This window comes from Pseudoalteromonas sp. CR1 (assembly GCF_019392235.1).
Classification (GTDB): domain Bacteria; phylum Pseudomonadota; class Gammaproteobacteria; order Enterobacterales; family Alteromonadaceae; genus Pseudoalteromonas.
Genome location: NZ_JAHXRM010000017.1, coordinates 57,221 through 80,220, shown reverse-complemented (window position 1 = coordinate 80,220; position 23,000 = coordinate 57,221). Strand labels below are relative to the sequence as shown.

Annotated in this window: 16 protein-coding genes and 4 pseudogenes; 14 read left to right on the top strand and 6 right to left on the bottom strand. The window is 37.5% G+C overall.

Annotation, left to right across the window (positions count from 1 at the left end; translation table 11 throughout):
- Positions 1-91 precede the first annotated feature (91 nt).
- On the top strand, positions 92-3,049 hold the full coding sequence (locus tag KZZ04_RS14845) for a TonB-dependent receptor (RefSeq protein ID WP_138529317.1): 2,958 nt from the start codon (positions 92-94) through the stop codon (positions 3,047-3,049).
- 315 nt (positions 3,050-3,364) lie between these two features.
- Positions 3,365-4,753, top strand: a complete 1,389-nt coding sequence (locus tag KZZ04_RS14840) for a sensor domain-containing diguanylate cyclase (RefSeq protein ID WP_058404163.1) — start codon at positions 3,365-3,367, stop codon at positions 4,751-4,753.
- 123 nt (positions 4,754-4,876) lie between these two features.
- Here the strand turns inward: KZZ04_RS14840 and KZZ04_RS14835 are convergent.
- Positions 4,877-5,089, bottom strand: a pseudogene (locus tag KZZ04_RS14835) (helix-turn-helix transcriptional regulator); the annotation flags it as partial.
- Positions 5,090-5,461: 372 nt separating this feature from the next.
- Between KZZ04_RS14835 and KZZ04_RS14830 the strand changes: the two are divergent.
- The 4 genes from KZZ04_RS14830 (at position 5,462) to KZZ04_RS21275 (ending at position 9,203) form a co-directional block, all read left to right on the top strand.
- A complete protein-coding gene (locus KZZ04_RS14830; protein ID WP_138529314.1) occupies positions 5,462-5,962 on the top strand; it encodes an RNA polymerase sigma factor in 501 nt (166 codons plus the stop codon).
- A 1-nt stretch (position 5,963) separates the two neighbouring features.
- Entirely contained in the window at positions 5,964-6,623 is a 660-nt protein-coding gene (locus tag KZZ04_RS14825) for a hypothetical protein (protein ID WP_138529312.1), read from the top strand.
- Positions 6,624-6,776: 153 nt separating this feature from the next.
- The gene (locus KZZ04_RS21430; protein WP_368735894.1) at positions 6,777-8,963 is read left to right on the top strand and encodes a PAS domain S-box protein; all 2,187 of its coding nucleotides are present in this window, start codon (positions 6,777-6,779) and stop codon (positions 8,961-8,963) included.
- 6 nt (positions 8,964-8,969) lie between these two features.
- Entirely contained in the window at positions 8,970-9,203 is a 234-nt protein-coding gene (locus KZZ04_RS21275; protein WP_306430585.1) for a response regulator, read from the top strand.
- A 281-nt stretch (positions 9,204-9,484) separates the two neighbouring features.
- On the opposite strand, the gene KZZ04_RS14815 is transcribed toward KZZ04_RS21275, so the two are convergent.
- Positions 9,485-11,395: an aminotransferase class V-fold PLP-dependent enzyme gene (locus KZZ04_RS14815; RefSeq protein WP_219423051.1), complete on the bottom strand. Its 1,911-nt coding sequence runs from the start codon at positions 11,393-11,395 to the stop codon at positions 9,485-9,487.
- 256 nt (positions 11,396-11,651) lie between these two features.
- Positions 11,652-11,744: pseudogene (locus KZZ04_RS21270) on the bottom strand (endonuclease III); the annotation flags it as partial.
- A gap of 317 nt (positions 11,745-12,061) precedes the next feature.
- Between KZZ04_RS21270 and KZZ04_RS14810 the strand changes: the two are divergent.
- Positions 12,062-12,988 (top strand): sensor domain-containing diguanylate cyclase, encoded by a 927-nt coding sequence (locus KZZ04_RS14810; protein ID WP_219423050.1) that lies wholly within the window; start codon positions 12,062-12,064, stop codon positions 12,986-12,988.
- Positions 12,989-13,174: 186 nt separating this feature from the next.
- On the opposite strand, the pseudogene KZZ04_RS14805 reads toward KZZ04_RS14810, so the two are convergent.
- Positions 13,175-13,414 (bottom strand): annotated as a pseudogene (locus KZZ04_RS14805) (endonuclease III); the annotation flags it as partial.
- Between the two features lie 71 nt (positions 13,415-13,485).
- On the opposite strand from KZZ04_RS14805, the gene KZZ04_RS14800 reads away from it, so the two are divergent.
- Positions 13,486-15,135 carry a recombinase family protein gene (locus KZZ04_RS14800; protein ID WP_219423049.1) on the top strand — a complete coding sequence of 550 codons (1,650 nt, stop codon included), beginning with the start codon at positions 13,486-13,488 and terminating at the stop codon, positions 15,133-15,135.
- 77 nt (positions 15,136-15,212) lie between these two features.
- On the opposite strand, the gene KZZ04_RS14795 is transcribed toward KZZ04_RS14800, so the two are convergent.
- Positions 15,213-15,416 carry a hypothetical protein gene (locus KZZ04_RS14795; protein WP_004589242.1) on the bottom strand — a complete coding sequence of 68 codons (204 nt, stop codon included), beginning with the start codon at positions 15,414-15,416 and terminating at the stop codon, positions 15,213-15,215.
- A 578-nt stretch (positions 15,417-15,994) separates the two neighbouring features.
- Here KZZ04_RS14795 and KZZ04_RS14790 point away from each other — a divergent pair.
- The 3 genes from KZZ04_RS14790 to KZZ04_RS14780 all read left to right on the top strand — a co-directional run bounded on the left by KZZ04_RS14790 (position 15,995) and on the right by KZZ04_RS14780 (position 18,476).
- Positions 15,995-16,387 (top strand): hypothetical protein, encoded by a 393-nt coding sequence (locus tag KZZ04_RS14790; protein WP_219423048.1) that lies wholly within the window; start codon positions 15,995-15,997, stop codon positions 16,385-16,387.
- A gap of 134 nt (positions 16,388-16,521) precedes the next feature.
- Positions 16,522-16,806, top strand: a complete 285-nt coding sequence (locus KZZ04_RS14785; protein ID WP_219423047.1) for a hypothetical protein — start codon at positions 16,522-16,524, stop codon at positions 16,804-16,806.
- Between the two features lie 701 nt (positions 16,807-17,507).
- Positions 17,508-18,476, top strand: coding sequence for a replication initiation protein (locus KZZ04_RS14780; protein ID WP_219423046.1), 969 nt, complete (start codon positions 17,508-17,510; stop codon positions 18,474-18,476).
- 16 nt (positions 18,477-18,492) lie between these two features.
- Here KZZ04_RS14780 and KZZ04_RS14775 read toward each other — a convergent pair whose 3' ends face one another.
- Positions 18,493-19,371 carry a hypothetical protein gene (locus KZZ04_RS14775; RefSeq protein WP_219423045.1) on the bottom strand — a complete coding sequence of 293 codons (879 nt, stop codon included), beginning with the start codon at positions 19,369-19,371 and terminating at the stop codon, positions 18,493-18,495.
- 814 nt (positions 19,372-20,185) lie between these two features.
- Here KZZ04_RS14775 and KZZ04_RS14770 point away from each other — a divergent pair.
- From KZZ04_RS14770 to KZZ04_RS14760, 3 genes and pseudogenes are all read left to right on the top strand, one after another.
- Entirely contained in the window at positions 20,186-20,395 is a 210-nt protein-coding gene (locus tag KZZ04_RS14770; RefSeq protein WP_219423044.1) for a hypothetical protein, read from the top strand.
- Between the two features lie 853 nt (positions 20,396-21,248).
- Positions 21,249-22,424: pseudogene (locus KZZ04_RS14765) on the top strand (IS4 family transposase).
- 119 nt (positions 22,425-22,543) lie between these two features.
- Positions 22,544-22,897, top strand: coding sequence for a hypothetical protein (locus KZZ04_RS14760; protein ID WP_130049672.1), 354 nt, complete (start codon positions 22,544-22,546; stop codon positions 22,895-22,897).
- Positions 22,898-23,000: the final 103 nt, after the last annotated feature.

The window sequence follows — 23,000 nt, the reverse complement described above, 5'->3', positions numbered from 1 at the left end:
AATATTCAGTTAACCTTTTGTAATACACTAATTCACTTTTTGTATGAAAAGTAACAAGTAGCATAGCGTTTCACACACACAGGAAAAAACTATGAATTATAATTTATCAAAAATCACACTGGCGGTTATATCTGCAACAGCTATGAATATGTCTCTCTCTGTTCATGCGCAAGAAGAGACCAAAAAGGTTAAGGATGATCTGGAGGTAATTGAAGTTTCTGGTATACGTCAGTCTTTAACTAATGCACTTGCTGAAAAACGTTCAGCAGATAGCCTTGTAGAAATTATTCAGTCAGAGGATATTGGTAAGTTACCTGACCAAAACTTAGCTGAAGTACTTGAGAACGTGACGGGTATTCAAATTACACGTCAAGCAGGTGTTGGTACGGGTGTACAAATTCGTGGTACCGATGCAAACCGTACCGAAATAAACGGTGTATCAACAGTGGGTTCAGGCTCTGGACGAAGTGGTATTAGCTTTGAAGATGTGTCAGCGTCGATCATATCTAGTTTAGAGGTCATCAAATCTCCTGAAGCTAAAACAATTGAAGGTTCTGTAGGTGGAACAATAAATCTTAAAACAATTCGCCCACTTCAACTAGGTGAACAATTAGCCACAATTAGAGTGCAAGGCGAGAATAGTAGCCTAAGCACTGATAGCGGTTTACAACCTCGTTTTTCAGGTACCTTTGCAGATAATTGGGAAGGTGACTTTGGTAAATTTGGTGTTTTAGTCAGTGGCAGTTATGCCGAGCAAGATGTGACTGCATTTCGCCCTCGTGCAGATAGAGATAACATAATTACCGCTGATAGCGGGGTCGCGAGTGCACAGTCTTTCGACTTTCTGCCTATTCAGTTCTTTGTGCAAGATTACGATAACTACGAATACGAAACTAAAAACTTTGTAGGTACACTTGAGTGGGCACCAAACGATAATACTAAGCTATATTTTGATGCGGTAGTTAACGACCAAGAGCGTCGCCAAGAAAGCTCTCGTGTTCAGGCGTCAGGTGTCAGTGCACTCAATGACATCTCTGTTCCTGATGCTTTTGAAACAGTTAACTTAGGTTCGCTAGGTGGTACTAACCTAGGGTCAATTCAAGCGGCTTTACGCGGTGTAATCCCGGTAAATTTAGCAAATGATGATGACGATCCAAATTTACGTTTTTCGAGTGACACAAACTCACGCGTAACCGACAGTAATATTTTTAGATTAGGCGGTGAATGGCAAGGTGACAAATGGTTTGTAAGCGCTGAGGTTGCATCGTCATCTTCTGATACAACAACACCAAGCTTTAATACTACGCTTAATTTTATTAACCCAAATGCCCCTTTAGATGCTGGTGGCGGTAACGATAACAGCGTGCCATTTGAATACGACTTATCAGGTGGTGCATTAGCTTTTGGTATTGCAGAGGGTGCTGAATATGCGCCTACGGTTGAGCAATTACTTGACCCGGCAAATGTGGTACTACGTGACGTAAACATTGGGCAAGATACCGTTGAGAACTCTGAAGATGCGTTCCGTATAGATTCAACATACTACACAGATTCAATTGTTACTTCTGTTGATTTTGGTTATCGCTACAGCAAATCAGCGAGTAAGCAGAATGAGATCACATCAAGTGTGGGTTTGCGTTCAATGGCAGATAGCCCAAGAGGTGATTTATTCGCTGACCTTTTAGTAGCTGGCCCGGATAACTTTAATGAGGCTGATGGCCGCTCGTTATATATTGGCGACTTTTTACTTATTGACCCAGAACTCGTGGCTTCAGACCCAGATGCAGTACTTGCAACACTTCAGCAAGCATTACAAACTCATGGTTCTAGCCGCACGCTAAATGCACCAACTTCAAGTTCTTCTGGCTTTTTTGACATAGAAGAAATTACCCACGCTTTTTACGCGCAAGCTAACTTTGAATACGACATGTTCCGCGGTAACTTTGGTTTACGTTATATTCAAACCGATGTTGAATCTACAGGTAACTCAGTAACACAAGATGGCAGTGGTAACGAGCTTGTAACGCGTATTACCAATGAATCAGATTATAGCTTTGTGTTACCACGTTTAAATTTAGTTGCCGATGTGTCAGAAGATGTAGTGGTTCGTTTTGGTGCAGGTAAAGATATTCGTCGTCCAGATTATAATGACCTATCTACCTCTATCACTTACAGCACCAGCCCAAATGATGAAGTTGAATTTGGCAACCCCGGGTTAAAACCAGAAGAAGTATTATCTTACGATCTATCAGCTGATTGGTACTTTACTGAAGCGAGCGTATTTAGCGTAGGTATATTTCATAAAACACGTAAAGAACTTCATGTTAATCAGCTAACTTCGCCGGTAGAAGACCCAGTAACAGGATACAGAGATTTAACAGACCCATGTGAAGGTGGGGGAATTTTCAACCCGATTGCCGACATTAACGTATTTGGCCCTGAAAATGGTCGTGGTGTGTGTGTGGGGACTGAAACTAAAGTAAACGACACTGGCGAAACAACCCAAAAAGGGATTGAGTTTGCGTTCCAGTATGACCTATCTAGCTTTGAAAAAGATTTAGGTTGGGCGTCGGGCTTTGGTGTATTGGCTAACTATACCATTCAAGAGTTTTCTGGTGGTGAAACTGTCAATAAGGCCACTTCAAGAGCAAGCAATGTATTTGCTGCAAGTACCGGTACATCGGGTATTGAAGTAAGCGAAATACAAGGGCTACTTAACTTATCAGAAAATGCCTATAACTTTACTCTGTACTATGAAAAATTTGGTTTATCAGCACGTATGCGTTACACATGGCGTGAAGGTTACCGTTCTAATGATTTCGGTAGTACATCTAGCTTCCCATGGGGCTTTCCAGTGGTGCAAGAAGACCGTGGTCAGCTTAATGCAAGTATTAGCTATGATGTAAACGAGCAGCTTAATATTGGTTTAGAGGCCGTAAATATCACAGAGTCTGAAATTAGTCAGTCATGTGTTAACGAAGGCTCGCTATTATGTTTCCAAGGCCTTACTGACCGTCGTATTACGTTTGGTGCTAGTTACCGTTTTTAAAATTTATGTTGAAAGTGTGTAGCCTTTGAACGGGCGTAAAAAGCAAGCCATTACGGCTTGCTTTTTTTTACAATTAAATTTGATGTTAACAGTGCTAAAAAATGTATTGAAGAGGGCAGCCGCATAGCAAAGCATTTGCCTGGTTACTGATCAGGTTTAGGTGTCTTAAAAATAACTATTTAATTGAGGAGGGTATTAAAAGTTTAACTTGCGAAGTAACGCATCATTTATTTAGTACGAATGGTTTTTAATTACTTTTATTTTTTTAGTTTTAACCTATCTTTTTATTATGAACTTAATTTTTATGAAAAAATTATGAAAGATATTAGTGATTTAAATTTTAAAAACCTACTTGAATACGCTCAGGTAGGCGTGGTTATTCATAACTGGGATACATCGATTGTTTACATAAACCCGACGGGGTTAGCGTTATTGAAATTAGACTACGAGCAAGCAATTGGAAGAGATATTTACGATCCTCATTGGACACTCATCGACGAGCAAGGCAACCTCATGGCCGTTGAGGACTATCCCGTTAATGTTGTTAAATCAACAAGAAAGAAAGTGGTCAATAAAGTTTTAGGTGTTGTTGGCGGGTCAAGTAAGGAAATAAGCTGGTTTATGGCTAATGCTTATTTTGAAGGGCATGACGATGATAAAAATTTTATAGTAGTGACTCTTAGTGATATTTCTGATGCTAAGCAGCAAATTTCGTTTCACGATGTAGTAGAAAATACGCAAGACATGGTGGTTATTACCGATGCAAAAAATATTAAACACCCTGAAGGGCCTAAAATAATTTATGTAAATAAGGCTTTTGAAATTCTTACAGGCTATAGTTCGTCAGAGATAATTGGTGAAACACCCCGAATTTTACAAGGCAACTTAACCGACCCGCAAGCTAAGCAAAGAATTTATTCTGCATTAGAGCGTCACGAAGAAGTAACTGAAACACTGTTAAATTATGACGTGAGAGGGAGGCCTTACTGGGTTGAAATGAATATTATCCCGTTGAAAAATAAGTTTGATGAGGTTACTCATTTTGCAGCGATTCAACGGGACGTTTCAAAAAGTAAATTTCAAACAGAACAGTTAGAAAAAAGAAATAAAGATCTAAAAGAATTAAAAATTAACCTAGAAAACTTAGTACAAGAAAGAACATTTGAACTACAACAAGCTAAATCGCAGCTTGAAAAAATAGCGTTTTTTGATCCGTTAACCAGTATTCCTAATCGTCGCTTTTTTTCAGATCAAGTCAATAAACTGGTTAGGTCTAGTATTCGACACGGGGGGCCAGTTGCATTTGGAATATTTGATGTTGATAACTTTAAATTAGTGAATGACACCTATGGCCATAATGTGGGTGACCGCTTACTGGTTGAATTAGCAAATATATTAACGCACATACTGAGAATTGATGATGTTTTTTGCCGCTTTGGTGGTGAAGAGTTTGCTTTTGCTGTTATTTTAAAAGAAGTTGACGATGCTGAACGCGTTGCCGAAAAACTTATAAATGCAATTAGAAATCTTAAAGTGCCAGTTGAAGGTGAAAACACAATAAATGTAACTGTAAGTATGGGGCTAAACGTGGTATCACCAAGCAATAGCACTGATATAGACGATCAAATTAAAAAATCTGATGCCGCAATGTACCAAGTTAAAAAGTCTGGCAAAGATCGTTATAAAATTATTTATGAATCATAAGGTGCACTGAGTTATATTGTATAACTAAGCCAATAATCTTAAGTTATCACAAGTTAAATTTTTGCTCTTTTGCTAGTTTATGGCGATAAAGTATTGCCTTTATTGTGCTTCTTTTTGCTGACTTCATTGCTTGGGTGACAAGCCATACATTCTTTTAAATTCTCTGCTGAACTGAGAACTGCTTACATAACCCATTTCCATGGCCGCAACGTTGACGTTGGTACCTTGTGTTATTTTCATGGCGGCATGGTTAAGCCTCATTGATTTAGGGGGCATGTTAGTTGCTTGCTTAAATTTACGATGAAATACTGCGCGGCTCATACCTATTTGGCTAGCTACTATCAAAAAATACTTCAGTTTATTTAACCTTATCAGAGAGGTTAAAAGCCACCGTTTAAATATTAAACCCACTTAATTAAGACTCTTCAGCAATGTTTACCATCGACTAAAAATAGAGAGATAACAACGCGTTTAATACTTCAATTAAATTTTTTATTTAAACTTGTGATTATTTCGCAGTTGCTGCGAATAACTAGGTAATAAATTAAGCAGATATTACTTTAGGGTTGTTGTTTACATTTAAATAGTATTTAAAGCATTTCAAAGGCATACCCGTAAATAGGGCTAGGGTGCTTTATGCTATTAGATAAATAAACTTTAAAGCCTCAATATTATGAAATTAAGAAAAAGTGATGGATTTACCAGTAAATGAACTCAACTAAAAAAACGCTATTTGCTCAAGCAATGGAGCAACATAAAGGCATTATTTATAAAATTGTGAATTCATACTGTCAAAACAAAGATGATCGAGAAGACTTAGCCCAAGAAATATTAACAACAATGTGGCTAGCTTATGATAATTACAATAGCGCTTATAAGTTTTCAACGTGGATGTACCGAATTGCGCTGAACGTAGCCATATCTTATTACCGCAAAGACAGTCGGCGAGAAGATAAAGCAAATGAAGAGTGCATAGTAAAGATTGCTGATTTATCGCAAGAAGATGAGAGCAGTGAGGCAGTAAAACAGTTATATGACTTTATTGGCCAACTCGATAAATTAAATAAGGCAATTATGCTCCTTTATTTAGAAAGTGAACCTTATGAAGGTATAGCTAGCAGCTTAGGGATTAGTAAAACCAATGTTGCCACGCGAATTAGTCGAATTAAGCACACATTAAAACTTCAATTTGAAACACAGGATTCTTAATATGAATGTAGATAACTTTAAAAGCGCTTGGCAACAACAAAGCACGGGTACACATAGTGCTATTGAAATTAATCAAGCAAAGCTTGCTGAAATAAAAATAAATAAACAGATGAAAGCACTTAATAAAATGAAATGGGCACGAATAATTGAAAGTGTTGTTTTTTTAGTCATCATTATTATGTTGTGGAAATACATTGCAGCAGGCTTTACTTTTTCAGCGCCAATAATTTCAGCTTTTATTCTCACTGTGTTTGCCATTATTGGGCTTGCAGGCAATATTGGCCAAATTGTTTTAATTTCAAACATTGACTACTCAAAACCGATTAGCCAACTACAGACTGATTTTTACCATGTTTGCGCACATAAATTACAGCTAACCAAGTTGCTACTTATGTCAGTTCCCTTTTATCTTGCCTATGTGTTTATAGGGTTTGACCTATTTTTTGGCATTGACTTATATCCGTATTTAGAGCAGCACATGACTTGGTTTTACTCTTTGTCGTCACTATTACTTTTTATAGTTACAGTGTGGTTACTGGCTAAATTAAATTATAAAAACATTTCTAAGGAGTGGGTTAAGGCCAGTATTCAATTTATAGTTGGCAAGCACTTGGTTAATATGGCTGAGATTCTAAATAGCTTTGAGCAGATAGAAAGTTAGTTACTAAGTGTTGTATGTGTGCAGCTAGCCATTAATGTTTTAATGGTCTTTATACATAAACTATTTAGATGATTGATTTTTTTGTAATTAAGGTGCCATATCTTTTCATCGCTTCTATACTAAGTAAAACGTGTTGTTAATGGGTTAAAAGCAGTGCCTGCTGGTAAAAATAATTTTGAGCAAGAAAACAAAAAATTAAAGCAAACAATTGCTGAGCTAACCAAGCAACGAGATAAATACAAAAAAATTTTTGACGTATCAGCAGATGCCTATTCAATTATTGATTTAAGTTCAGGCAAGTTTATAGAGTGCAATCAATCGGCTATTGACATGCATGGTGTTAATAGCATGAACAACTATTTAAACCTTAGCCCCGCTGATTTGTCACCAGAATTACAGCCCTGTGGTAAACGCTCCGATATTTTAGCTAAAAACTATATAGAAAACGCTGTACAACTTGGGTCTCAGAGTTTTCAGTGGACACACTCACGATTAGATGGCTCAACGTTTAATTGCTTGGTTTCTTTAACCGCTATTTTTATTGGTAATGCCCAATTAGTTCTGGCTGTAGGGCGAGACATATCAGATTTAGAAACGATAAAAAACCAAGTTAGTACAGAGGCACAAGAAAGACAACGTTTTGAACGCGCATACCTGGGTGAAAAGGAAAAGTTTGAAAAGTTTGTGGATTTAGCCCCAGTAGGCATCGCGATTAATTCAATATTAGATGGTAGTTTTGAATTTGTTAATGAAGAATTTAGCCATATAACTGGGTATAGCGTTGAAGAGCTAAATAAAATGGATTATTGGCGACTAACTCCACAGAAGTACAAAAAACAAGAGCATGAGCAATTGGAGTTGCTTGCTAAATATGGCCAATATGGGCCTTATCAAAAAGAATACATTCATAAAAATGGAAATGTATATCCCGTTTTACTCTCTGGAATAAAAATTACAGATAGTAAGGGGGAAGCATTTATTTGGTCGGTTGTTCAAGATATTACTCATCAAAAAGAAAGCGAACAACAAATTAAAGAGGCAAAAGAAAAAGCAGACTCTTTAGCACTGCGAATGCAGTTAGCCAATGATTCTGCGGGTATTGGTGTTTGGGAGTGGGATTTAATTACAGGTCAGCTTGTGTGGGATAGCTGGATGTACAAATTGTATGGTATTACCGAATCTCAGTTTTCGGGTGCGTATGATGCATGGTTGAGTTGTGTGCACCCAGATGATCTAGAAGGTGCAAAAAAGAAGTTAGAAAATGCAATCAACGGGGTGGGAACATATGATCCCGAATTTAGGGTTGTTCATCCTAACGGTAACGTCAGAACCATTAAAGCCAGCGCCGAAATATTAAAAGACTCGCATGGAGCCGCTATTAAAGTAGTTGGTGTGAATTACGACGTGACTGAACAAGTTGATGCGATAGGTGTGTTATTTGATGCAAAATTAGCTGCTGAAAATGCAGCACAGTCAAAAAGTGACTTTTTGGCCAATATGAGCCATGAAATTCGTACCCCCATGAATGCAATTTTAGGCGGCCTACAGCTGTTAAAAAATATTAATTTACCTGACGAATTAAGTGTAATTCTCAATAATGCATCCTTCTCAGCACAAAGCCTTTTGACCATTATTAACGATATTTTAGATTACTCTAAAATAGAGTCGAACCAGTTAGAATTAGAAAAAGTGAGCTTTTCATTAACTGAAGTATTAGATTCTATTACTTATGATTTAGACTCTTTAGTGAGTGAAAAACGCATTGATTTTATTATAAACAAAAGCAAAAGTTATAATGAATACTGGCTTGGTGATTTAGTTAGGGTAAAACAAATACTATTAAATTTAACCTCAAATGCAGTTAAATTTACCGAAAAAGGCAGTGTGATAATAAACGTAAGCAGTGAAGTATTTGGAGAGAAAGAGGCTATATTTTTAGAGGTTGTAGACTCAGGAATAGGGATGAGCAAAGAGGTCACCGATCATATTTTTGAGCGGTTTTCTCAAGCAGACTCATCTACAACTAGAAAGTATGGTGGAACAGGACTTGGCATGCCTATCACTGTTAGTTTAGTTAAAATGATGGGCGGAGAAATCGATATCCAAAGTAAGCAAGGGCTTGGCACAACTGTCACGATTAAATTACCACTACCTAAAGCAAATAACATAGCAGATAAAGCCCCTAAAAAATCTTTTAAAGCGCCTAATTTAAAGGGTAAAAAAATACTTATTGCTGAAGATAACAATATTAACCAAGTGCTGATTAAAGCCATGATGGCTAAAACGAATGCCGACATCACAATTGTCGAAAATGGTTTACTTGCGTTTGAGGCAGTTTAACTAGAGTTGTTTGATTTGGTATTTATGGATATTCATATGCCGGTTATGGATGGGATTAAAGCCAATCAACGAATAAAAGCAATACTGCCACACATACCCATTATTGCGTTAACAGCCAATGTAATGGATAAAGACGTAAAACATTACTACCAGGAAGGTTTTATCGCTCATGTTCCTAAACCAATCGATATCAACGAGTTATATGGCACACTCAGGCGTTGTTTGTATTTAAACGGTTAATTAATGTTGGCTATGTTAAATAAGGCCTGACCAAGATAGAGTATTTGGTATTGAAAATAACGTCAGCAGTATTTAAAAACTGCTGACTAATTCCTCGAAAAATATTGTATATAATACCAATCCACAAAATATTTAATCATCTTTGGGGCTAGACGTGTCGCTACTTGCGTTAAAAAACGCTCATTTAGAGCAACTAAATAGCGATATTTTTGCCTAGCTATCAACACGTTTTTCAAACCTCAAAATAGATCACTTAATTAAGCGAATGGGTACACAACTCGTTATTTTTCTACTTTACCTTTTAAAACATAAATTTCACCATCAAAGCTACCTTGAATAGTTAACCCTTGCCCGGCAAGCTCTTTTAAGTATTCGATATGTTCTTCAGTGATGTGTTGCCCCGGAACTAATAGCGGTATACCAGGAGGATAGGGGGTAACTAAGCCAGCACAAATACGATTATTGCTTTTAGCAATAGGCACCGACTCGCGTTCGCCATAAAAAGCATCGCCTGGAATACACGCTAAATCGATGGCTGGTAAACTTTCTGGCAAGCGAGAGCGCCTTGTTGATTTGGCTAGTTTTACTCTCCCACTATCAAGTTTTTTTAATGCATTGTATAAACGAATGATCTTCGAACGAGTACCACCAAGCGTTAATAATACCAAAATTGTACTGTGAGTGTATTTTTCAATTTCTAGGCCAATTTCATCTAATAAAAACTTATGAATGTCTTTGAATGAGTAGGGTAATTCACTAATATCGATAAGGATTTTTAGTGGATCGTGACCCATATTATCTTCACTAAAGTGTGGAAATATTTCCATAAAATCGTCTTTACCCAGCACTTTAATATATTTTAACGATGCCATTTGTTGTTTAAATTCGTCGACATGGTTTAACAAGGCATTAAGTAATTTATAGCCTTCCATTTCCAATTGTTTTTGGCATACGTCAAGCGAGGCAATAAGCTGATATTTGGGTGATGTACTGGCGTAAATACTGTAAATTTCTCTAAAAAAGTCTGCATCGAAGTCTGGATCATTCACATGAATATAAGAGGCCTGTGAAAACGCCGATACCACTTTATGTGCTGAATGAGTGACATAATCGGCTCCAGCATGAATGGCTGAGTAGTAACGCAGGCTCGGGTGAAACAAAGAGTAAGCAAACCAGGCTTCGTCAATAAATACTTTAATACCGTGTTGATGGGCAAAATCCACAACTTGTTTTAAATCGCTTAATAAACCATCGTAAGTACAACCGGTAAGCACCAGTAGTTTTGCATCGGTATTTTGCTCTATTGTTTGTTTTATATCGGCTAACGAAGGTGGCGCAAAAATACCATATTTAGGGTTTAATATACTCGATAAATAAATGGGTAAACTGGCTGATTGCAAAATGCCATAATGAACAGATTTATGACAATTACGGTCAATGATGACCTTATCACCTTTGCGTAGCAGGGTTTGTAAAATAATTTTATTTGAAGTAGAAGACCCGTTAGTTACAAAGTAGGTATGCTTTACCTCAAACGTTGCCGCAGCAGATTCTTGAGCACGACCAATAGTATTAGTACTATCAGATAAAGAGCCTAAGGAATCGACAGATACCGATAAATCGCCAACAAACACATTGCGGCCATAAAATTGATAGAAGTCTTTAATATAAGGCGAGTTTCTAAAGCTAGAGCCACCGCTATGGCCCGGTGTGTGCCATGAATCGTTCGACTCGCCAACATAACGGCGATACGCAGTCCAAAACGGGGTTTCTGAACGGTCGTCAAAGTCATTGATCATATAGCCTAAAATAGCTTCGGGGTCAGAAATAACCTCGTCTTTAAAGAAAAACGACTCAATTTCTTCTGACTCGTTAACTATTTCCAGTCCTTTAGTATCATCGCCAATTACATAAACTGGAAGTTCTAATCGAATAGCCTTTAACTGCTCAATAAAGCGGCTATACGTTCGCTCCCCAACCTTGTTTTGTAAATCCCAACTAAGTACAACAGCTTGAATATCACCATCTTCTTCAACACTTGTTATCGCATCTTCAAGCGTAAAACGCTCAAGAATCTTGATATGGATATCATCGCGCTCAAAATTTGGTATCGCTTTAGAAAGGTTTGTAGACAACTCTTTTAAAGTGGCTTGGTCTTGCTCAATTAATAATATACGCAGTAAAGGCAACATAAGGGGTTTCGTAATAAAAGCTTATAATACTCAGTAGCATAACCAATGCATTGGCACTTGTGAAATTAATACTTTGTAAATGTGCATTAATTGTATTTTATGCACGTCCATGTTTAATGTTTCATTCACAATAAAAGTTCAAGCAAGCCAATGTCCTACCACTGTTTTAAAGTAAAAAGTTGATCACTATACGTAAACTTATCTTTTACTCTGTTTTATCTTTAAACTCACACAAGTCTTCAATAATACAACTGCCTCATTTAGGTTTGCGGGCAGTACAAACATAACGGCCATGTAAAATGAGCCAGTGGTGTACGTCAACTTTGAATTCAGCAGGTGCTAGGTAAAGCTCTTCTGTAATAATAATTCACCCAACGTTTAGGTTTGATTACTACTTTCTTTGGTCAAATAGTTAGCTAAATGGAGAAGTTAATTACTTACGTCGATCATTATTTCTGCTACAAAGCAAAGGAGGTTTTAGGTCAATTAAGAAGGTTTTAAAGTTTATGTAAACTAGAACAGCATTTGCGGTGATGATCTTGACTGGCATTGTTATTGTCATATTATTAAATACAGCATAAACGACATCAGCGCGCCATGCAGCTCAATTAACAACCGAGCATATGAAAGAGATTTAATTAATCGTACACAATTTGGAGAGGTCGAATGAAAGATACTCAGTACACTGATGATTTTACTTCTGACTATTTTAAAGAAGTATTAACCATCTTTTTCGATGCATTGCCTGATCCGATCTTTGTCATCAACCGAAACGGTTTAATTCTTAGGGTACTTGGCGGTAGTTCACATGAAGTTAATTGCTTCCCCAATGTTAGAGAAAGCCAATACTTGCACGAAACACTTCCATTAGAGGTTGCTGACAAATGTTTACATACAATAAATAAGGCGATTGAAGATGAATCCCTAATCTGTATAGATTATGAAGTAGAAAAGAAATATCTTTCACCTGAATTTTGTAGCAATCAGTTTTATCAAGGGAGAATATTCCCACTAAAGCAGTATAAGTCTGATCTGAGGGCTGTTTTATGGATAGCAATTAATACTACCGAAAAAGTATTATTCACTAAAAAATTAAATGAACTTGCTATTAATGATGAATTAACAGGGATTAACAATAGAAGGTACTTCAATGAGGTAATGAAGAGAACTTTTGATATGTTTCAGAGAGATAAGGTTTCTTTTTGTATCCTTATGCTCGACATAGATTTTTTTAAAAAGGTGAATGACAGATACGGTCATGATGGTGGTGATGCATTATTAAAAAGCTTAGCCTGCACTTTAAAAGAGTCTTTAAGAGACATTGATATTTTAGCACGTTATGGTGGCGAAGAATTTATTGCCTTACTTCCCAATACTGAGAAGTCAGACGCGTTTATTGTTGCTCAAAGAGTTCGATTAGCTGTTGAAAAGAGTATTGTCCAGCATGGCACTCAGAAAATAAAGGTAACAATGAGTGTTGGGGGCGGGGAAATATCGCCTGGCGATAAAGACTATGAGTCAGTAATTAAAAGAGCTGATGTTGCTCTATATGAAGCTAAAAACTCTGGTCGAAACAAAGTAGTTATAGCGTGAATGATTTGTTTTTAATCGATTAAATAAGTAGTAAGGTAGGAAAAGTTAAATTGAAAGCCATAACGCTCACCACTGACTGTAAGCGTGTATCATAGAAGGTTCAATAGCAAAATTTCAATGGCTGTGATGAATGCAAAATTTTATTCTGGTTATTTGTTTTTATTGATTAATATTATTTGCTCTAGGCTAGTCAGTTTTATCTTTAAACTCACACAAGTCTTCGATAATACAACTACCACATTTAGGTTTACGGGCGGTACACACGTAGCGGCCATGAAGAATCAACCAGTGGTGTACATCTACTTTGAACTCGGCAGGTACTACTTTTTCGAGTTTTCTCTCAACCTCAACCACGTTTTTACCCATGGCAAATTTAGTGCGGTTTGATACGCGGTCGATGTGCGTGTCCACCGCTATTGTTGGCCAGACAATGTATAATTAAACTAGATTGTGATACAGTCCTTTCATAATAGATAACTAACGATTTGAAAAGCCCTATGTCAGAAAAACCTTTGTTGTTCAGCTATGTGAGATTTTCTACTCAAGAGCAAGCCAAGGGACATTCCCTTAAAAGGCAATTAGATTATGCAAATAAAGTAGCTAAGGAAAGAGGATTATTATTGGATGAGTCTCTTACAATGAGAGATCTAGGCCTTAGTGCATATCATGGAAATAATATTAAAAAAGGTGCATTTGGAGTATTTTTAAAAGCGATAGAGGACGGTAATATCCCTTCAGGCTCAGTTTTGCTTATTGAAAGTCTAGATAGAATGTCAAGAAGGAAGGTCTCAGAATGCGCAAGTATTGTAACTCAGATAATCAATGCTGGTATTACAGTAATAACCGCAATAGACAACAAAGAATATAACAGCCAACTTATTGATGAAAACCCGTTTGAGTTACTTGCCATGTTGATGATCTTCATGCGAGCAAATGAAGAGAGTGAAACCAAATCTCAACGTGTACGAGATGTATTGAAACAGCAGTGTGATGATTGGAGTGCGGGCAAGCGTGGATTCAGAGTAAATTGTGGTAAGCCGCCTAGTTGGACTGTGTGGAATGATGATAAAAAAATATTTGAATTTGAGCCACATCATAAAAAAATTATGCTCCGCAAAATAGAGCTTTTTAAAAAAGGATATGGCGGCATAAAAATAGCAATGTTAATTAATAGTGAGTTTGGTGCAGGCACTATTCATCATACTGGTGCCAATGTATATAAAGAGGTTAAGCGTCGTTCACTTATTGGTGAGCTCAATGTAAAAGTAGGGAATGCAGAGTATGGCCTTAAAGGTTATTATCCTCCGCTGATGAGTGAATCTGAATTTAACTTTTTAGTCGCTGATTCATCTAAGCGTGGCGCTACTAAACAATCACAGAAGTTTGTTGGTATTTTATCTGGGGTAGGTGTATTTAAATGCGGCAATTGCGGAAAGTCTGTAGGTTCACATGTTGTTTATCGAAACAAATGTTTGAATGAAGTAAAAAGCAGCCATAAACGATATGGCTGTGTTGAAGCACGGCGAAAAAATAACTGTGAAATGAATTCAACCGTCCAAATTGATGTGATAGAAAAAGCAGTTGTCACTTTTTGCCAAGATAAGGTTAACCTACAGCGTATTTTGTTAAAAGGTGGAGATAGGGAGGCCATTAACAGCCAAGAGGCTAATCTTAGGGCGCGTTTAGTTAAAATTAATGGTGATATAGATTTATTTACTGAGGCTCTTCTGACTTTAAATGGAACTCCGCCACAGGCCATTGCTAACAAAATATCCAAACTTGAGTCTGAGGCACGTGATGTTGAGTCGCAGATTAGTATTAGTAAAAATAAGTTAGCTAGAATTGATAACTCATTTCGTGATGAAGTAACTGATCGGTGGTTATCAATTACTAAAAACCTTATAAAACTTTCCAACGACGAACGTCTAGCTATTCGTCAACTAGTTAAAGACACTTTTAAAAGCATCAGTTTACAATTAAATACATTTAGCGGCGATAAAGGTGGCCTCAATAATGTATTTGAGCGTCTGTTAGGTACCTCAAATGCTGATTACTGTGAGCTTTTACTTGAATTTCATAATGATAAGAGGCGTTTGTTACGTCTGCATAAACATACTGGTGAGCTAGTTAGTGGTTATGACTTTTGACGTAATTACGAAGAGGTCAGTTGCAAGTTTAACCTTGCAACAGGCCATACTTAATATTACTTAGCTAAAGGGCTTAGCTATTGAGGTTCTTTAAAATAATTAGGGTCAATACTTGTAAACTTAGAACAAAAGGTTTCAATAGTGTGGGCCAACATGGCTTCAAAGACCATTGACTCAACAACCATTCCTGACTGAATAATCTTACCTTGATTGGTAATTATCGCTAGCGCAAATCCTTTTTGCATTTGAAGTCCATCATTATTAGAAAAAATAATTTGCATAGAAACCTTTAATTTATTAAAAAAAGAATTGGTTAGCTTGAAGTTTTAATTAATCAAACTAATAGTACTATGATAACTAATTTCAATAAATTTCAAAAGTTTAGTGATTTTTTTGATGAACTTCTGAATACCTCCGCCAAATGGAGATTTACGTTTCATCTTGATTAAAATTCAGAAAAATATACAAAATTTTATTTAATTTTTTTTAGATAAATGGAGGATAAAGTAATTTTATTTGTGTTTTTTTTAAGCGATCGTTAGGGTTGGTTCATTAATTGTTCAATATTTTTATTATCAATAGGTAGGCTTAAGTTATTTTTCACACTGAATTATTTATGCACTTAAAGTGTAGGTTTACTTTCTGGACTTTTTAATAAGCTTGACTAAAACTATTGTTAGTATGGTCGCAGGTAATAGCCAAATATAATCAGTCATATTGTTCTACCTCAAAGTTAGGAACTTTTTTAACCTTAATGATTTTTATTCTTTTTGCAAATTTAGCCTACATAAACGTGATTTTCTATTTTTACCCATCGCATGGCCCTAGTTAATTTCAGGACAATTAACGAGGACAAATCATGAAAAATATTAAATCTCAATTTATTCGCCAATACGTTCGAGCCAGTAGATCTCCGTGGGATGACTGCTCTACAATTTTATTGTTAGCAGATGTAGTTAATGAACAAACATTAGAGTTAAATTTCAATAATTACATCTATTTACATAGAGATAGCGTTGGAAAAATACTTGGCATTAGTATTTCAAATAGTATGTTGGAAAAAAATCCAAGTTTTGAGAATAGATATTTAGAAGGACAAGACATGACGCTTTTTTTACTTATCCACATAGAGCAAATAACACAGTTTTGTGAGCTCTTCTCTGAGGAGTTTCAGCAAATATTTATGCAAACGCCAACTACATTTTTTGTAGCAGCAGAGAGTGATTGGGTCGATATTATCGACAATGCATAACCCCCCTAAGCGAACATTTGTTCGCTTTTTTTATGATATTTTTTTTCGTAAACCGATTTAAATACCCATGCCTGATTATTACCTAATAATGAGTTATCGATTTTGATAACAAACCACACAAGGATAGTGAACACATGAAACATGCATACGTATCAACATTGGATTTTTTAAATTTATTACACACATTTAGTCGGGTAATCACCGCGAATGACCACCAGATTAACTTATTAGAATTACGCAGTGATAATGCGAATTTAGATGAGCTGTGGGAGGTTATTGGCTCTGAAATTACAGCGAATAAAGAGCTAAATCAGTACGCTATGCGAAAACTCACTTATGAGCTCATGCACAGCCTCATTAGCGACCCAATAGAGCGTGTGGAGCTGCCGTGTGACTTCGAGGATGATGTTTTTTCTTAGGGTCAAGTTGGAAATAATTAGCGATTGAAACTGAGGTCATAATAGTTATTTTCAAAATCAAAATACAGCCTAATCATGTCTCCCAAAATATGCCATGAATCATTATTTGCTGATTCGCTGCCCTAACTGCAATAGCGTTTAATAGGGCATTTTACTCAGTTACTGAGTATCAAACCTGGGAGGAGGTCCTGCGCAAATACAGGGTTTCGTTACGATGTCCCAAAAGCGAGGTCATTGTAATAATGTTTGGCAAGGCGCATAGGTCAAATGCAAAAGGGAGGTAGATTTACATCTATCTCCCTTTTGCGTATTTCAGTAAGTCAGTTCACTCAGTAGTTTTATTACAAATGATAGTGGCGGGGTAAAAAAATAAAAAATAATTAATTTATTTTTTAACCGTCAGAAATTAATTAATAAAAAATAAAAGTGGCAAATGTGTCTTTATTTTATCTTTTTCTATTTTAATACTTTTAGAGAGTCATAAGCTTGTGTAATGAAATGAAATATTTAAGTGTTTGGTGGGCAATTTATATGTTTTTTGTGGCACTTTATACGAAATGAGTAGGCAATTTATACGGTTTAGGGGGGCACTTTTACCGTGAATAAATAAAAATTTTATTTACCAAAAAACTTACCGAAATTTCTTTTATTGGTTGGGTCGCGTTTAGCATAACACCATCAATTAAAAATGAGGTAGAGAGATGAGCAGTAAAAATTCTCCAAAAATTGTTTTCGCTAATAAGCTGTTGCATGCGGGTTATTCACTCGATATTAATGAGCAGCGATTAATAAATCTAGCGTTGTCTAAAATTAATTCCAAAAAGTCTAACCCAGGAAAAATTCTGATTTATCCAACGGAATATGCCAAGTGTTTCGGTCTGAGTAAGCACAGCGTTTATGAGCAGCTGAGTTCTGCCGCAGAGTCACTCAGAGATAAATCTGTAAGCATTTTAGACGATAGCGGGCAGTCGCTTTCAATTCCTTGGATGAGTAGCGCTACATACGAAAAGGTGAAAAATCAAGGGTCTTTCATTACACTTGAGTTTTCAGAAGCCATCGAGCCGTATATTTTTAATATTGAGGGTGATTTCACAGAGTTATTTTTTCATAACACAGTAAAATTAAACAGTCTGGCATCATTTCGATTGTACGCACTCCTTAATCGGGTGCGAAATTACCACAATTACAAACGACGGGGTGCGGTAGTTGTGAATTTTCAATTACCAGAGATGAAAAAGAAGTTGTTTTTATCCGAATCATACGGAGCATGGCGGGATTTTAAGGCTCGCGTACTCATACCTGCTATTGAAAAAATCAATGCCCACACAGATATATGCGTAACGTTTAAGCCCCAAAAAATGGGCAATTGTATTACTGCGATTGAGTTTGCGTACTTCACCCAATGCCCTAGTAAAAGTGAACATATAGCCAGGCCGCATCTATTTCGCCGCCCTAAAGTTAAAAAAGGGTCAGCTAAAGAGGGCGAGTGGGCTCGTGCAAATCTCGAGCTATTAAGGACTTATGAGTTGTTAAAACAGAATCAAAACCCTGCTTTTAGGTTGGCAAAAATCGATATAAGGCGCTGTATAACGTATGCAAAAATCCTTGGTGACGATGAAACTAAGATTTTTTACTCTAAACAATTGAACAAAAAAACCATAAAGCCTTAATGTTTATACTACTGCATTACGAGTAAAACATTTCATTAATTTCTTCACACAATTTAGTTCGGTATATTATTGAGGCACGCAGCAGCTCAGCATCACTTTCACTGAGAAGTGGTGCTCGCGTTTTTTTATCAAAACGCTGTGGCATCTCCTCAAATAACTGTTCGTGGAGTCGTTTAATGTCATCAAAAATTTTGAGCGACTGAGAGAACAAAAAAATCTTACTGTAATCGCGACTTCTTAACGAGGCCAAATATTTTAGTAAAATAGCCTGCCGTGCCGTTTTATTTTTAAATGAATGCTCAATTTCAATTGCTGCAACAGAGCCATCTATGAGTCGCACAGCACCATCCACTGTTCGTGTATCAGATAGGTTATTAATACGTTTAAATTCAGGCTCGGTAATGAATCCACTCCACATTGGGGTGTACGTTTCATCACTGTGATAATTATGTACACCGCGCAACATGACAAATGCGTTTATAAGATTATGTACTACATTATTTTGATTGAACTGCAGAGCAGGGTTTTTATTACTCCTAAAATACACATCGATGCCCATTAATTCCTCGGCAAATTTAGCTGCAGTATACGTGGGTACATAGACTCGACCGTCTGGACTGCGGTGTGTTTTTACCACCCGCAAAAAACCATCTTTTTCTAGCCTGTTTAGGTGTTCCAACGCGAGGCGATGATTAATGCCGTAGAGCCAACGCACAATGCCTGGTGTAACAATAGAAAACCGAATTGCAATAAGCACCGAAAGCTTGACTCTATTAACGCCTTTTTGATGATTATTTGCGCCTGCACAATACCGCATATCAATATCAAAAAAACGAGGGTAGAGAGTATGAAGTGGGTTGTTCGTTTCTAAATTTTTTGATGGTTGCTGAGTCAATTCACAAAATCCTTTTAGTGAGTTAATTAGTAAAATTAACTAGTACCGCAACACAAAAATTATCATCTTTTTATAATTATATTGCCGTTTTTCATTCCGAGATGCTTTGACAGCAGGCACGGAATCATTGTCGCGATAATAATCGCAACAAAAGCCGCTTTCAGCGGATGGCCTCGTCGCTGCGCTACTCAACCATAGGGCCTAAAACGCCCGCCAGCTCTGGTTGTTGCTCCGCAACGAGCTGGCTCAACGCGCTATCGCGCTAGCGTTATAGACCCCGCGCGAATGCACCGAGCTACGCTCTGTACTAACCGCCATACTGCCGCGCCTGACAATGCAATGGGTCCCCCATAATTTGCATTTTTCATCTGCTTTTATTTTCTGACGAAAATTATGGTTCGATATCAATTTGTGCCAAATTGATATCGAATTTCGCTTATGCGAAACACTATCGCGGTTAGTACAGACCAGCCTGTACATTCGCGCTGTCTCCATGTGTCTACGGCTTCGCCTACACCACATTACGCGCTTGTTGGCCTCATTCTGAGGCGCTATTTTTGCAGTTTGTCGTGCCGAAAAATGCGTTTTAAGAGCGTCTTTCAGACAAAAACCGCCTTCAAATTGCACTTATTAATGAACTTTTTAGATAAAGAATAAAGGGGTTTTTACTTAATAAAATTAGGTGGAATAAGGGAAGGGCTAATTACTTAATTCAAACTTTTTGTTGCTGAGCTGCGCAGTCAAACAAGTTTGTTTTTTATCACGAAATCATTAAATTTGAAAGCATAAATTAATAATTAAGAAGGTTTAAAAAATGAAAAATAATGACGCTACTGATATCGCGATTAATCCAACAACAGGATTACCTATCACAAATGCGAGCGCTAATATTGTAGATGTTGGCGGCAATGTAGTGGGCCAGCCAGACAGGGTAATGACTGTTTATGAGATTGAAGATTCGATAGCCGATTCAAACAATGATGACTGTTTTGATGCATTTGACTCGTTTGATGATGGTTTTTAATGCACAAAATATTGAAAACTATTAATCAATATCGAATAGAAGTCGTCTATTCGACTATTGCATTCATTGGCTCAGCTATACTATTTTTTCAATATCAATCAACTCAAAATTTTGCGTGGTTTATTTCGCTCACTTTATTCTGTAGCAAAATGGCTATTGGCATAATTAACTATGAGCAATATTGCCAAAGCAATAAGCGTAGTATGAAGATAGCGCTCAAATATTTGTTATTTAAATTTGTATAAAACCTGTTTATTTGTCCTAAACACAAAGCGCTCCGAGTTAATCAGGGCGCTTTTTTAGTTTTATAAGTATTTAAGTTTTTGACCAGTCTGCCTTTAAGCTAGTTAAAATATTTTGATTCGACAAACATCAACGTATAAATTATGAAATATTAGATATCAAGTGTGGGCTTGTGGGTACCATCATTTCAGATGATTTTGAGCCACAGCTTGAGAATAACTACAATTTGAAGTAAAACAGGGCACAAAAATTGATATTTTTGATTAGAGCTTCAATTTTAATTTAGAGTAAAAGTATTTTCAGTTAGTGCCAGAGTAGGTCGGATAAGCTAAGCGCCATCAGACACAGTAAAATACTTTACCAATTATTATGTTGTCGAGTGGCTGGAGAGTGCCAAAAGCGGACACTTCTAGTCAATGGTGAGCAACGAATTTATAGCTTGCACAAATATCAGATGTACCTAAAAGTATTTGTAAGTTTAATTAAAGCAATATAGCTGACGAATCCCCACGAATGGCGTAGATAAAACAAATAGTTAGAGGCGAAGGGAACATTCATGGCAGTTCCCGATCTGATCTTTCGCCAAAAACACCTAACCATGAATGCTGCCATGAATGTAAAAACAATGCTCGCCGATTTCCTCTCATTTGTCACCCCCAAATGTATGCACAAAGCCCGATTTTTAGCTGTGGGGGCGGCAGTACAAAGCTTGATGCAGAATGGCCAATGCACGGTAACGGCTATCGGCCGTAATTTTGACAGTGAAACGTCATAAAAACACGGCATCAAACGAGCTGACCGTTTGCTAAGAAATGAAGCGCTTCAAGCAGAGGCGCCGCTTATTTATGGCGAAATGACCCGCTTGCTACGTCAGGGCAAACAGCCGCTGATTTTAGTGGACTGGAGCAATGCCGACACCGAAAAGCGCCATTTTATCCTGCGTGCCAGCCTGGCGCTGGAAGGTCGCCCACTGACGTTACATCAAGTTGTTGTGCCGATGGACGAGTATACGTGCCCACACGTACACAGGGCGTTTTTATACCGGTTAAAGCAGGTACTGCCGGCAGACTTTAAGCCGGTGATTATTACCGATGCGGGTTTTAAAGTGCCGTGGTTTAAGCAAATACGTAAGCTCGGCTGGCATTACATTGCCAGAGTTCGTGGCAACCAGACACTGCAACTACCCGGCCAGGATGCCTATATCACGGTTGCCAAAGCCTACAAAAAAGCACGCCCTACGCCCCAAGTCTTGGGTGAGGTTAAGCTGACCAAAGCCCAGCAATATCGCACTCAAGCCGTGCTGGTGGGCACCGGTTGGAAGCTGCGAAAATCCGACAAACACAAGCAATATAAAGAGCCGTGGTTGTTGGTCTCATCCTTGCCCAATTGCTTCGATTACGCGACGAAGATTGCCAAATGCTACGGCAAACGCATGCAAATAGAAGAGAGCTTCCGCGACCAGAAAAGCCAGACCTATGGCTTAGGTAGCGAAGCCCACCGTACTTATAAACGCGAACGATTGGAAGTGCTGTTGCTATTGGCGGCACTGGCAAATTGGTTGCATTACATGATAGGGCTGGCGGCAGAGCTGGCCGGGAAGCACTTGCAGTTTCAGGCTAACAGCATCAAACATCGGCGAGTACTCTCATTTAACTACCTGGGAATGCGATTATCAAAGGCCGCCCAGCTGGGCTTAACTGAAGAAGAGATACAAGCGGCAAGACGGCAAGTCACGCTCTGGGCCGCAGAGTTTGACTGGGGTGTCATCAAACTGGAAAAGAGCTGATACTATGGTCAAATTCGAGGGGATCCCTCAGCAAATATTCATAAATGTTTATACAGCATCAATTGACTTAGTCAAAAATTTGCATTAGTATTAGAGATGTATATTTGTAAGAGAATTTTATGTCTAAAGCATTTTCAAAAGTCTTAGTAATGACGCTTATGCTGGTTGCCTTTGTAGGGCAAGCATTTGCGTATTCTGCTATGCCTTGCGAAATGTCATCAGGTTCTCACGAATCACACATGAACATGAACATGGATCATGGTGATATGAATAAAAGCAGTAATGGTCAATCAGAAGATTGTTGTGACGTTGAATGTATTTGTCCTGCAAATGCTTGCTCATCTACGACAGTCCTAAATTCCAGTATTGATTCGACAGATATTCAAATATTCAGTGAATCTGTAGCTGCTCTGCAATCTAAACAACCTCATTCAATTTCCACTTCCCTTTATCGTCCACCAATTTTTGCCTAATACAGGATTAGTGCGTCCAAATTTCGCGCACATGTAATTAATTTTTCTGTTAGTCAATATAGCGTCGTAGCGCTATAGATATTTTCCAGCGATGTCTGGGGGC